Annotated in this window: 13 protein-coding genes and 1 riboswitch; of the genes, 12 read left to right on the top strand and 1 reads right to left on the bottom strand. The window is 33.6% G+C overall.

The features are described 5' to 3' along the window. The first annotated feature begins 598 nt into the window (after window positions 1–598). From AB3H90_RS01375 to AB3H90_RS01330, 10 genes are all read left to right on the top strand, one after another. Entirely contained in the window at window positions 599–1,885 is a 1,287-nt protein-coding gene (locus AB3H90_RS01375; RefSeq protein WP_368016014.1) for a sensor histidine kinase, read from the top strand. A 2-nt stretch (window positions 1,886–1,887) separates the two neighbouring features. Then, window positions 1,888–2,634, top strand: a complete 747-nt coding sequence (locus tag AB3H90_RS01370; RefSeq protein WP_207496149.1) for a LytTR family DNA-binding domain-containing protein — start codon at window positions 1,888–1,890, stop codon at window positions 2,632–2,634. Between the two features lie 108 nt (window positions 2,635–2,742). Further along, window positions 2,743–3,339 (top strand): accessory gene regulator B family protein, encoded by a 597-nt coding sequence (locus AB3H90_RS01365; protein ID WP_126343848.1) that lies wholly within the window; start codon window positions 2,743–2,745, stop codon window positions 3,337–3,339. After that, window positions 3,323–3,481, top strand: a complete 159-nt coding sequence (locus AB3H90_RS01360) for a cyclic lactone autoinducer peptide (protein ID WP_010737642.1) — start codon at window positions 3,323–3,325, stop codon at window positions 3,479–3,481. Before AB3H90_RS01365 ends, AB3H90_RS01360 begins: the two co-directional genes overlap by 17 nt. A gap of 689 nt (window positions 3,482–4,170) precedes the next feature. Continuing rightward, window positions 4,171–4,734, top strand: a complete 564-nt coding sequence (amaP, locus tag AB3H90_RS01355) for an alkaline shock response membrane anchor protein AmaP (RefSeq protein WP_010737641.1) — start codon at window positions 4,171–4,173, stop codon at window positions 4,732–4,734. A 12-nt stretch (window positions 4,735–4,746) separates the two neighbouring features. After that, on the top strand, window positions 4,747–4,935 hold the full coding sequence (locus AB3H90_RS01350) for a DUF2273 domain-containing protein (RefSeq protein ID WP_010719095.1): 189 nt from the start codon (window positions 4,747–4,749) through the stop codon (window positions 4,933–4,935). A 45-nt stretch (window positions 4,936–4,980) separates the two neighbouring features. Continuing rightward, window positions 4,981–5,493, top strand: coding sequence for an Asp23/Gls24 family envelope stress response protein (locus AB3H90_RS01345; RefSeq protein WP_225792589.1), 513 nt, complete (start codon window positions 4,981–4,983; stop codon window positions 5,491–5,493). A 36-nt stretch (window positions 5,494–5,529) separates the two neighbouring features. Next, window positions 5,530–5,772, top strand: a complete 243-nt coding sequence (locus AB3H90_RS01340; protein ID WP_010719097.1) for a GlsB/YeaQ/YmgE family stress response membrane protein — start codon at window positions 5,530–5,532, stop codon at window positions 5,770–5,772. Window positions 5,773–6,055: 283 nt separating this feature from the next. After that, window positions 6,056–7,816: a 1-deoxy-D-xylulose-5-phosphate synthase gene (locus tag AB3H90_RS01335; RefSeq protein WP_053766839.1), complete on the top strand. Its 1,761-nt coding sequence runs from the start codon at window positions 6,056–6,058 to the stop codon at window positions 7,814–7,816. A 201-nt stretch (window positions 7,817–8,017) separates the two neighbouring features. Then, on the top strand, window positions 8,018–8,491 hold the full coding sequence (locus AB3H90_RS01330; RefSeq protein WP_207496156.1) for a YbaK/EbsC family protein: 474 nt from the start codon (window positions 8,018–8,020) through the stop codon (window positions 8,489–8,491). Between the two features lie 283 nt (window positions 8,492–8,774). Here AB3H90_RS01330 and AB3H90_RS01325 read toward each other — a convergent pair whose 3' ends face one another. After that, window positions 8,775–9,545, bottom strand: a complete 771-nt coding sequence (locus tag AB3H90_RS01325) for an ankyrin repeat domain-containing protein (RefSeq protein ID WP_368016010.1) — start codon at window positions 9,543–9,545, stop codon at window positions 8,775–8,777. 227 nt (window positions 9,546–9,772) lie between these two features. Between AB3H90_RS01325 and AB3H90_RS01320 the strand changes: the two genes are divergently transcribed. Both AB3H90_RS01320 and AB3H90_RS01315 read left to right on the top strand, forming a co-directional pair. Next, window positions 9,773–10,387: a flavin reductase family protein gene (locus tag AB3H90_RS01320; protein ID WP_368016008.1), complete on the top strand. Its 615-nt coding sequence runs from the start codon at window positions 9,773–9,775 to the stop codon at window positions 10,385–10,387. Between the two features lie 458 nt (window positions 10,388–10,845). Then, window positions 10,846–11,011, top strand: a riboswitch (M-box (ykoK) riboswitch). A 113-nt stretch (window positions 11,012–11,124) separates the two neighbouring features. Further along, the gene (locus tag AB3H90_RS01315) at window positions 11,125–12,318 is read left to right on the top strand and encodes an FtsW/RodA/SpoVE family cell cycle protein (RefSeq protein ID WP_034698076.1); all 1,194 of its coding nucleotides are present in this window, start codon (window positions 11,125–11,127) and stop codon (window positions 12,316–12,318) included. The last annotated feature ends 43 nt before the right edge of the window (window positions 12,319–12,361 follow it).

The raw sequence follows: 12,361 nt of genomic DNA, 5'->3' as shown, positions 1-12,361 counted from the left end.
TTCATTATCAATAATTATTTATCGATAAACGATAAATAGATGGATGGACAAACGCCTTTTTCAATAAAGAAAAGGCGTTCTAACGAATCATATTATATTTTAAAGCTGTAAAACTATTACTAAAAATGGACTATTTCTCATTTAAACAATGTATTCCCTAACCACTAATACATCCTTGTAACCCTGAAGTTACGCCAGTGGGATTAAATTTCATCAAAACAAATCAAAATCTCGCATAAAATATTTATCGCAATAGATTAATTATAACATATCTTTTGCAAAAAAGATATTTAATTTAGATTACATTTGCGATAGTTTTAAATAACAGAACTTTTAAGTAGAAAAACGTATCATTATCATGTTTATACCCTCCCAAATCTAAAGTAAATATGCTAAAATCACAAATAACAACGAAGATCATGATTGGTTGGGAAAATTTGATCCTATTTTTTGTTATTAAAGTTAGGTGTACAAATAACTAATTGTTTTATTTTATTTGGTTGTGGGGAGTTGGGAAATAAAATACATTAGTATAAATTGTTATATAAGTATGGATAAAAAATTCAGATAAATTATTAGGTTGTTAGGGGAAGTTTAAATGAAATTAAATGAAGAAAGTTTATTTATCCTAATTTTGATTGGTCAGCTTTACACTGTTTTTATGGCTCTTGGTTATCTAAGGAATCTTTTATCAAATAAAAAGTTTCAGTTGTTTTCGTTTATTAGTGTAATCGCTTATATTGCTTTATATCAATGGATCAATATCATTGCGACCGTTATCTTATGGGCTGGGTTATGTTTAAGCATCTATTTCATTGATCGAAACATTGATATAGCGATATTTTATCCTTCGATTATTTTATTTTTCTACATATTCATTGATGGAACAGCCAAATATCTATATAAAATTTTAGGTTGGGATATCAGCGATTTTTTAACAGCTGTTTTAGGAACAGGTTGTTTATGGATCGTTACTGTTTTTCTAAAAAAAATGGTCATACCAAAGATTATTGGCGATAAAACGACTTTAAAAATAGCGGCCATCGTTGTTTTTTTTACGATTATTATTTATTTTATTAACATTTGTAGTGATCGTTTTTCTGTTTTAGCAAGATTCCTAGTTATCAGTAATGAATTATTTACGGTTCTTTATGGTGTAATGTCTACCATAATTTATTGTGTACTACTTTTTATCAAGAAAAAAGAATTCGAAACACGAGAGCAGCAAAAAGAAATGCGTCACCTGATTGAATACAGCGAACAGATCGAAAATAACTATCTTGCATTACGAAAATTTAAACACGATTATAAGAATATTTTGTTTTCAATAGAGGATTATATTCAAACAAAGGATATTGAAGGGCTGCAAAAGTATTTTTATCAAAGTATCAAAGCTACTGAAACGATTTTTGAAGAAAACAATCTCCCAATTGCTTCGCTTTCAAATCTTAAAATTAGAGAGATAAAAAGCATTATTTTGAGTAAATTATACGTGGCTAGCCAAAAGGGTGTCGAAGTAAACGTAATGATTCCAACACCCATTACGGATATCGCTATCTCAACAGTCACACTTGTTCGTATGCTAGGGATTATACTGGATAATGCAATTGAAGAATCAGCCTTTTTAGAAAAGGGAAAAATTGAATTGACTATTATGGAGGAAGACAAAAATTGTTTTTTTGTCTTAATGAATCAATGTCGTTCGAGTATTCCTAAATTACATGAATTGAAAAAAGTGAATTTTACTACTAAAAAAGGAAATCAAGGACTAGGTCTAACGAATCTGGACGAGCTTGTTCATTTGAACGAGAATGTTTTTTTAGAAACAAAAATTGAAAACAATCGCTTTATACAAATCATAACGATTAGTGGAATGAGGGGCTAGTAATGTTAAAAATATTTGTTTGTGATGATGAAATTGCTCATCGAAATAAGCTTACTCGGATGATTACAAATTATTTATTGATGAAAGATTATGATGTTCAATTCCAATTTGCTACGGATGATCCAATGATGATCTTGTCGTTTATTTCAAAACATAAAACAGAAGGAATCTATTTTTTGGATATTGATCTAAAAACGGATTTAAATGGGATCGAGTTAGCAAAAAAAATCAGAGATTACGACCCAACAGCAAAAATCATTTTTGTGACAACTTATACAGATCTAGTCTATTTAACTTTTTTATACAAAGTAGAAGCATTAGATTACATTGTCAAAGATAATATGGATACTTTTCAAAAGAGAGTGACGGAATGTATTGACGTCGCAATTGAACGCTATTTGAATACAAATCTGGAAACTAGACCCCAAATTTGGATTAAGAATGGTCCAATTGATGTAAAGTTATATGTCGATGAGATATTTTATTTTGAATCTAGTCCAACACCCCATAAATTGATCGTCTATTTAGATAACCGCAGAATTGAGTATATAGGGAAGATCAAAGAAGTAGAAAGTATGTATGAGGTATTTTGTCGTTGCCATCAATCTTATGTAGTTAATCTGATGAATGTGAAAGAGATCAATAAAAAAGAACGAGTGATCACTATGGCCAATGGAGCAAAATGTTTAGTTTCTACTCGTCATTTAAAAAAAGTAGTAAATCAGTTCAAGAAATTAACCAGTTGTTGATTACATCTCCAGGTATTCCGCACTTTTGATCAAATAACGTTCACTTTTGATAAAACCAACTATCTTATAAAAAAACAAATATAATATAGATGAAAAGGAGCGGATCAAATGTCGGAAGAATCTATATCTTTAGAAGAAAAAGTTTCAAAAACAATTAGTAAGCGGATAGGAAGACAATTACAATTGTCAGAAATTGACTTGGCAAAAATGGAATATGGATTAGCTGTTCTTTTGGTAATTAGTTCAAAGATATTTTTTATCTACTGTTTAGCTGGGTGTCTTCATATTATTCTGCCGGTTTTGACTACCCATTTGGCATTTACACTAATGAGAAGAACAACAAAAAGTTTTCATGCAAGAGATAGTAATGTATGTACGGCCTTAAGTCTATTTTTCTTTGTCTTATTACCATATCTAGTTACTACTTTTGCTGTAGATGTCACAAGAGCCAGCTTTGTGATCTGCAGTCTCATGATTTGCTTGATCTTGTGGTTCAAAGGGATAGTGATCGCACAAAAACCGGCGAAAAGTTCTTTGCTAAATGGAAAGAGCCAGATGATAGTGGTCAGTTTGTTCCTTACTATTTTTGGTGGGATTCAATCAAGTAACCGTATTCGTACCTTACTGTTGTTAGGCATGATGATCTCAACCCTTTTAATGTTTGTTCAAAAAAGAAAGGATGAAGAAAATGTTAAAAAAAATTAGCTCAAGAAAATTAAAATATATGCGAATTTTAGCAACTGTTGCTATTGCTGTTGCTACAGAAGCTATAGGTAAAGGAACAATGTGTACAGGAATTATTTATGAACCAAAAGTACCTGATGCATTGAAACAAATCGAGAAATAAACTTGGAAATAGAAATACTAGTGGAATAAAAAGAATTCATTATACGAATAAGTCTTAGGATCAAAAATAGTAGTTGCTATTTTGACCCTAAGACTTATTTTTTTCGATAATTTTGTAAGAGCAAAACAAATATAAAAAAGAAAAAAGATTCCCATAATGTCGTTGTCCAACTAAATTCTTTTGAAATTCCAAAAAATAAATTCCCTGCATTAGAAACGATTAAATAAATTAAGGTAGTTATTAGAGCATAAATTATTTTCTTTACCATAATCTCACAACACCCCTTTTTTCAAAAACATGGCTAAAGCGTTCCATTTCTTCAAATGATCTTTACTTAAGTATAATTCATTTAAAAGATATTTGGAAAGAAATTTTATCTGTTTTTTACAGATAAGAAAGAAGAAAGAGAGTAGGAAACGATAAATATTAGAAAATTTTCATAGCAACTGATAGTTTTTTGTAATAATAACTGAGCATTATCTTTGCATTTTTTAATGTAGACTACTATCCTTTAAATATACCCAATAGAAAAAAGGCAATACAGTCTATTGGAGGGAAACGTTATTTATGAATGATTGTCATAGAAAGTGAAAAAAGGCTATTAGTATTAGCATGGCATGGTAGCGCTTTCTATTGAATCTTGTAAATAACATGTGTGATCACGGTCAATTAGAAGTAGGAGGTGGAGAATGAATAAAGGGTGGAAGATCGTCGGTATTCTTGCAAGTTTATTCTTGCTGACGGTGCTTTTAGGGATTGCGTTGATCAACGCACCGTATATGATGCCAGAACAGTTGGAACGTTTTCGATTTTTTGTCATAACGAACTACTACGTGCAACAATATCTATTTTGGACAGCTGTCGTTTTTGCTATACTTGTGCTTATTTTGTTATTAGTTGTTCTTTTCTATCCAAAATCCAAAGGAACGTTTGTTTTAAAACAAAAAGATGGAAAACTGACTTTAGACAAGAAAGCAATCGAAGGGCTTGTGCGATCACAATTACATGAAGAAGAATTTGTTGGTTCACCAAAAGTTCGAGTACGCTCAACAAAAAATAAAATCAATGTCCATGTAAAAGGGGATTTAAAACGAACATCCTCTTTAATTGGTAAAACAGGAGAATTGATGCGTGACATTGAACAACAAGTGGCACGAGTACTTGGTACTGAACAAAACATCGCTGTAGCTGTTACTTATAGTGGATTTGAAGATTACGACAGTAATGCACACAAGCACGCTCGAGTAGAATAGGAGGGGCCCATCATGAAAGAGATATTTTCAGCGTACAAGCTCCCTATTATCTTCGGGGGACTTGGCTTACTGTTAGCTGTTTTATGGATAACAGTTGGATTTTTTAAAACACTTCTAATATTAATCATGACTGCTATAGGTGCAGGCATTGGTTTTTATTTGAAAGAAACAAAAATATTTGATCAATTTTTTAAATCTTAGGAGGAACTGGACATGGAAAACAAAGAAATCAAAAACACAAATACAATGACATCTGAGAATAACCATATTTCACGTGGAGAATTAACTTACGAAGATAAAGTAATTCAAAAAATTATCGGTTATGCTTTGAAAGATGTTGATGGTTTATTAACATTAGATGGCGGTTTCTTCTCAAACATTGCTGAAAAATTAGTGAACACGGATAATGTCACAGCAGGAATCAATGCAGAAGTTGGTAAAAAACAAGTTGCTGTTGACTTAGATGTAGTTGTAGAATACGGAAAAGATATTGAAAATATCTATGATCAAATTAAAGAGTTGATCAGCCGTGAAGTGAATGATATGACACATTTAGATGTAATCGAAGTGAATGTGAATGTAGTTGATATCAAAACACAAGAAGAATATGCAAAAGATCAAGAAACTGTCCAAGACAAAGTGACAGATGCTGCTAAATCAACTGGTCAATTTGCTTCAAAACAAACAGATAAAGCAAAAGCAGCTATGAATAAAGGAACACAAAAAGTGAAAGAAAACACTGAACCACGTGTTCAGTAATTGATTGTTAGTAAAAGAAATTAGGAGGAAATTAAAATGGGATTTATTTGGTCATTAATCGTCGGTGGTATTATCGGAGCAATTGCAGGGGCTATTACAAATAAAGGTTCTTCAATGGGAATCATTGCTAACGTAGTCGCAGGTCTAGTTGGATCAGCGATCGGACAAGCTTTACTTGGCACTTGGGGACCAAGTATCGGGGGCATGGCAATCGTTCCATCATTGATTGGTGCAATCATTCTTGTATTGGTCGTATCATTCTTTGCTCGTAAACTATAAGAAATTGATCGGATCATTTGATCGATCATAAATAAAATCAGAAGCTGAGACAATTATTGTCTCAGCTTTTTTTATCTACATTAAAAAAATTCGGTCCAGTTAGTAAAGTTTATTCGTGGTAAGCTGTTTAGAATAAAAATATCATTGTTATTGTGAAGTTTTACTCAAAATCCTCTTGACTTAGAGTTGACTCCAAGTAGTACAATATCTTTTGTGGTAACAATTAGTAAGACCGAAATGAGTTATTCTTTTCGGACATGTTATTGCAAAAGGAGAGAGAATAGTGAGTATAAAGACAAACATCTTAGACCAAATCAATGGTCCAACAGAGGTAAAAAAACTAACGATAGACGAAATGTCTGAATTAGCTACAGAAATGAGAGAAAAGATTTTACAAAAAAATAGTGCGATCGGAGGACATGTCGGCCCAAATTTGGGTGTCGTGGAATTAACAATTGCTTTCCACCATGTGTTTGACTCGCCCAAGGATAAAATTGTTTGGGACGTTTCCCATCAATCTTATGGACATAAGTTATTAACTGGTCGTAAAAATGGATTTGAGGAGGGAAGCTACCACGAAATTAGTGGCTATTCCAATCAACATGAAAGTGAACATGATTATTTTACTGTGGGGCATACTTCAACTTCGATCAGTTTAGCGGTCGGTCTTGCAAAAGCCCGTGATTTGAAACAGGAGAAAGGAAATATCATTGCTTTTATCGGGGATGGTTCCTTAAGTGGAGGCTTAGCTTTTGAAGGTTTGAATAATGGTGGAACAATCAATTCTAATTTGATCGTTTTAGTGAATGACAATGAAATGTCCATTGATGAGAATCAGGGAAGTTTATATCGTCATTTAGCAGAGCTTCGTGAAAGCAATGGGACAAGTAACGATAATTTATTTAAAGCGATGGGGTATGATTATCGCTACATTGCGGATGGTAATGATTTAGAAACAGTAATTGAGGTTTTCAGAGAAATTAAAGACATTGACCATCCAATCGTTTTACATGTTCACACTGAAAAAGGTCATGGCTATGAGCCAGCCGTCGAAAACAAAATGAAATATCATTGGCATGTACCGTTTGATTTAGAAACAGGCGAAGCGAAAAATGCTCCTACTAGTGAAAGTTTTAATCAAATAATTATGAACTATCTTGATGAAAAAACGAAAACAAGTGCAACGCCTATCGTGGCTGTGAATGCTGCGATTCCAGGAATGTTTGGCTTAAAGGAATTTCAAAAAAAACATCCAGAACACTACTTTGATGTAGGGATTGCAGAACAACATTCGATCACATTTGCTTCTGCTTTAGCATCTCAAGGGATTCGACCTGTGGTATTCCATTCAAGTGTGTTTTTACAACGAGCATATGATCAATTATCTCATGATTTAGCGATCAACGAAAATCCAGTAGTCATTCTAATTGGAGGAGCAAGCATCTCAGGAAGTGATCGTACTCACCAAGGGACTTTTGATATTCCTTATCTTTCAAGTATTCCTAATATTAAATATTTAGCGCCAGCTACGAAGGAAGACTTACTTTCGATGTTGGATTGGAGTTTATCGCAAACCGATTCACCGGTTGCTATTAGAATCCCTGCTCATGGTGTGACATCTGGTGAAGCAATCGCAAAAGACTACGCTATTCCAAGTTACCAACGCTTAGTTGCTGGAGATAAAGTTGCAATCTTAGCACTAGGTGGCTTCCTTGAATTAGGTAAACAAGCTTTAGAAGAATTTGCGAATCAGGGGATTTCAGGCACTTTGATTAACCCTGGAACGATCACCGAACTTGATCATGAAACTTTAGAAGAATTAAAAGAAAATCACCAATTGATTATCACTTTAGAAGATGGTAGTCTTTCGGGCGGATTTGGTGAAAAAATCAGTCGTTATTATGGAGATTCAGCAATCCAAGTTCTAAACTTTGGTTCTCAAAAAGAGTTTACTGATAGTGTACCTGTTCAAACATTGTATGAACGTTATCATTTGACACCAAAACAAATCGTAGCAGATAGTCTTAGCAGTTTAAATCAATAGAAAAAAACAGAGTAAATTCGTGATATCCAACGAATTTACTCTGTTTTTTTAAGAAATCCGACTTAAATAAACTATATTTATATTATGTAAACAAAGTTAGGGATAAACCGAACGAGTAATGAAATAAACATTGCTTTTATCGATAAAAATCCCATAAAATAGAAAAGTAAAGAAATAATCTATTTTTAAGGAGGTATTTTTTTGATTGATTTGCAAGAAATATTTACACAAAACCAGATTGCGTTTGAACTTTATCGCCATCGTCCGATTTATACCAATGAGGATGCGTTAGTTGTAAAAGAGGAACAAGGATTTAGCGGTACTGAGACGAAGAGCTTATATTTAAAAGATAAACAAAACAATCGCTATATTTTTTTAACCTTCACGACTAAAAGGAGTGACTTTAAAAAATTAAGCAAACTGATTGGTAAAAGAGTGTCAGTTGTTTCGGCTGAAGAAATGGAAGCGGAAACGGGACAAAAGCCAGGTGCTGTTTCACCTTTTGGTTATGAATCATCTGTTCCTGTCATTATTGATGAAGAAATATTCGCTCAGGAAAAATTAGTATTTGCACCTGGTAGACCTGATCAAACCATGGTAGTCAAAGTGGCAGATTTAGATAAGATCATTCAAGTATTAGAAATAAAAACGTATGTATTACCAACAGTCGAGTGACCTGTAACCATAATGAAACAGGTTCATCTTAAGTGAAATCTTTTGTTTAACGAAGGTTTCGTGATAGAAAAACTGCGTATGAGTAAAGGCGCAGATGTGACGTTCCATACCAAAAAGCTTAGCTGATCAGAAAGTAAATCGAACATGGTTCAGACAAAAACGATGAGACGATCGTGAAAGTAAAACAAAAAAGCAAATGTCTAAGCTATAAACAAAAGTGTCATTTTATTATAAAACATCGATCATCAGCTTTTTTATTTGGAAATTATTGTTTACTCTGTAATCAAGTTAATTGAGATAATAGTTGATCATATCCTAATTCTCTGGCATAATCTTCGGCAGTTTTCCCTTGATTATCACGCAATTCTTTATTTGCACCATGAGCCAATAATTCTCGGACGATGTCTTGGTAGATCTTTGAGCCATCTCGCAAAGCCACAGCTTCAATTAACGCAGTATAGCCATAATGATTTTGATGGTCAATATCAACACGACCATCAGTTAGCAAAAGTTTGACGTTGGCTAAATGTCCTTTTTCGGCAGCTGGTATCAAGGCATTACCACCAAAACGGTTAACGATCGACTGATCAGGTTCACTATTTTCAAGCATATAAGCAAGAATCTCAGTTTTTCCTTGTGCGCCAGCATATAAGTAAGGGCTATCTTGAATATGATCTTGTAAGTTGATGTTCGCACCGTGATCAATGAGGATTTTTGCAATATCGATCATATTATGGTGGACAGCAATCAATAATGGGGATTCTCCTTTTTCATTTTGTTCATCAATCATCGCAGTTGATTGGTCTAACAACGTTTGAACTAGATTTAAATCCTCGGCACTAACAGCTTGTAACAAGCGACCTGGAGCAATTGACATTGGTGTTTCCTCCTTTGATGGATGGTTGGAATTAGTTGGTAAAGGCGCAGAAGTTGTAGAATCCAAAACAATCGAATTCGTGCTAGTAGTAGCACCATTTGACTGAGGGGACTGATTGGCGCATCCTGCAAATACCAATAACGTAGGGAATAACCATAGGATTGAATAAGGTTTCATGAAAACGCCTCCTCCATATTATTTTAGTTGAAATATCCATAAACAGCAAAATAAATACTTGCTAAACAATGCACAGCTCTTTAATAGAGGCAAAAACGTAATTAGCGACATTTCCAATAGGGATTCTTGACAAAAAAAGAACAATGATAGATAGTAAAAAATAGTGTCTGACTAAATCTAGACAGGAGAACAGTTTTTGATTCTGTCAAATGAAAGCAGGGGAGTAGATGTTTACACGTTTGTCATCTCAATTAACAGAAAGAGAAAATTATAAATTACTGATTGGTTCAATTATTCCCAGACCAGTAGCTGTTGTTTCAACATTAACTGAGAAAGGGAACTTAAACATTGCGCCATTCAGCTATTTTAATATCGTTAGTTCAAATCCACCCATCGTTTCGTTAGCTGTCCAAAGAAAGAATGAGCAAATGAAAGATACTGCTAAAAATATCTTAATAAGGAAAGAAGCAATTATCCAAGTTTTAGATGAGCAAAATGTAGTGGAGGTCAATAAAACAGCAGCAACTCTTCCGCAAGAAGAAAGTGAACTAACCTTGACTAACTTGACTAAGAAAACAAATAGGAATGGTTCAATTCCACCAATCAATGAGTCAAAAATTGTTTTTGAAACAGATTTATATGACCATCTCGAAATTAAGAATGAGCAAGAAGTTACTGCCGATCTTTTCTTATTAAAAATCCATACGTATCAATTAAATGAAGAGGTATATGATCCAGTATCCGGGAAGATCGATCCCAAGAAACTACAACCAGTTAGTCGATTAGCAGGGAATGATTATGCAACCTTAGGGAAAATCTTTACCATCCCTAGGCCAAAGTGAACCACATGACGATAAATACGTTATTTTTAGAGGATGTATAATCCTAAAAATAGTATTATAATATTAGCGTAAGTTCATTTCTTTCATGAATGGAGTAAGAAATAAAATTTAGCTAAAACATTTTTTAGTTATAAAAAACAATAAAGTTTTTTTAGGTAAACCGAATGATTTAAAGTTTTATTTAAAATAGGCAAGTAAAAAGGCAAATATGAGACTTTTTAATGCATGAATAAACTGGTATGTAAATGTTAAGATAACTTGAAAATTTATTCCGAAAAGTGAAAACGAGAAAAATAAAACAGAAAAATCAATCAAGTCAGCAAGGTATTTTCATACTAAACGACTTCCTAAAAAGGGGAAATATATTAAAGATTGATTAATTTTGTTTTTTTATCAAATAAATGATTGCTAAAATAGTTAAAGAAGCTTACTATTAACTCTGTAAAAAATAAAAATAGTAATAACCTTGTTAGGTGAGGCTCCTATACAAACATATGCTATTGCTCAGAAACGTCGAAAGACGCCAATGAGTCAAACAGGAATTGTCGGATTAAGGCTTTTTCAAATAGCTAAGAGTGTTTCTTTACGTTGTATAGTGCTAAAACTCGGACGATGAGATGATGCTAGGTCAGAATTCTTGTTCGAAAAGGTTTCTGACCTTTTCTTATATTCTATAACTGATTCTATATTTAACTGCTCGTGTTCGCCTAACTTGTGTAAGAGGAGGGGGATATGCGATGTGGAAAAACAGAAAGATCGACTGGTTGATTTTAGGCCCTTATTTGGCTTTGTCAATTGTCGGTCTTTTAGAGATATATAGTGCTAGTTCCTATCGTTTATTAGTAGCAGGAAGTGATCCTAAAAGCTTATTTATTCGGCAATTTTTGTTTATTATTCTTAGTTGGGGCGTAATTGTATTGACTTATTCCATCAGATTACAAGTTCTACTGAAACCAAGAATAATAAAAGCTGGATTGATTGTATCGGGCTTATTATTAGCGATGATGAAACTCGGGATTTTTGCTGTAACAGTTAATGGTGCCCAGCGGTGGGTTTCAATCGCTGGAATCCAGTTTCAACCGTCAGAAATCGCAACCATTTTTTTGATTTTATATTTAAGTCGTTTTTTTAGAAATGACCGCAGTGTTCCTGAGAAACTTCATATACCAGTGTTGATCGTGGGCGGAATCGCCGTGCTTGTTTTGTTTCAACCTAAAATTGCGGGAGCACTGATGATTTTAGCTATTGCTGGAGCTATCTTTTGGGCTGCAGCTATTCCCATTAAAAAAGGGCTGATAATTATCGGAGCAGCGATTGCTAGCTTGATCTTAGTAGCTGGCTTAGTTTTACTACTTGAAAAGCATCATTTGTTACCTTCATTTTTTGAACACGCTTATGACCGAATCGCAATGGTTCATAATCCATTTTTAGATGAACATGGCGCAGGATACCAGATGAGTAACTCTTACTATGCACTATACAACGGTGGCCTATTTGGTCGAGGAATGGGGAATAGTATTACTAAAAAAGGTTATCTCCCTGAATCCGAAACAGATTTTATTTTCTCAGTCATTGCTGAGGAGTTTGGGTTGATAGGCGCATTACTTGTTTTGTTTTTGCTTTTCTTATTATGTATGCGAATCTTCCAAAAGAGTACGAAACAAAAGAACCAACAGGCAACTTTGATCTTAATTGGTGTAGGGACATGGATACTCGTTCAGACAAGTATCAATATTGGAAGCATCCTTGGTTTAATTCCAATGACAGGTGTACCATTGCCATTTGTCAGCTACGGAGGAACAAGCTATTTAATCTTGTCTTTTGCTATTGGATTAGCTTTGAATATCTCGTCTCGACAAGTGAAAGAGAAAAATAAGCAGGTTGAGAGGTTACAACTCAAGAAACCTGAACTGTTAAACAAGAACAATTAAGAATCTCTCAATTGGACTATCATAATAAAAAAATGGCTATATT

The organism is Enterococcus sp. C63 (assembly GCF_040887215.1).
Lineage (GTDB): Bacteria > Bacillota > Bacilli > Lactobacillales > Enterococcaceae > Enterococcus_B > Enterococcus_B hirae.
Note: the sequence above shows the minus strand (reverse complement) of the source record. Positions and strands in the feature narration are given on the sequence as shown.

What these genes read in the sequence shown, in the direction of transcription:
- AB3H90_RS01325 (WP_368016010.1), bottom strand. Translation starts at nt 9,545, where the DNA reads ATGAAACCTTATTCAATCCTATGGTTATTCCCTACGTTATTGGTATTT.
- AB3H90_RS01345 (WP_225792589.1), top strand. Translation starts at nt 4,981, where the DNA reads ATGACATCTGAGAATAACCATATTTCACGTGGAGAATTAACTTACGAA.
- AB3H90_RS01375 (WP_368016014.1), top strand. Translation starts at nt 599, where the DNA reads ATGAAATTAAATGAAGAAAGTTTATTTATCCTAATTTTGATTGGTCAG.
- AB3H90_RS01315 (WP_034698076.1), top strand. Translation starts at nt 11,125, where the DNA reads ATGTGGAAAAACAGAAAGATCGACTGGTTGATTTTAGGCCCTTATTTG.
- AB3H90_RS01360 (WP_010737642.1), top strand. Translation starts at nt 3,323, where the DNA reads ATGTTAAAAAAAATTAGCTCAAGAAAATTAAAATATATGCGAATTTTA.
- AB3H90_RS01350 (WP_010719095.1), top strand. Translation starts at nt 4,747, where the DNA reads ATGAAAGAGATATTTTCAGCGTACAAGCTCCCTATTATCTTCGGGGGA.
- AB3H90_RS01340 (WP_010719097.1), top strand. Translation starts at nt 5,530, where the DNA reads ATGGGATTTATTTGGTCATTAATCGTCGGTGGTATTATCGGAGCAATT.
- AB3H90_RS01320 (WP_368016008.1), top strand. Translation starts at nt 9,773, where the DNA reads ATGTTTACACGTTTGTCATCTCAATTAACAGAAAGAGAAAATTATAAA.
- amaP (WP_010737641.1), top strand. Translation starts at nt 4,171, where the DNA reads ATGAATAAAGGGTGGAAGATCGTCGGTATTCTTGCAAGTTTATTCTTG.
- AB3H90_RS01365 (WP_126343848.1), top strand. Translation starts at nt 2,743, where the DNA reads ATGTCGGAAGAATCTATATCTTTAGAAGAAAAAGTTTCAAAAACAATT.
- AB3H90_RS01370 (WP_207496149.1), top strand. Translation starts at nt 1,888, where the DNA reads ATGTTAAAAATATTTGTTTGTGATGATGAAATTGCTCATCGAAATAAG.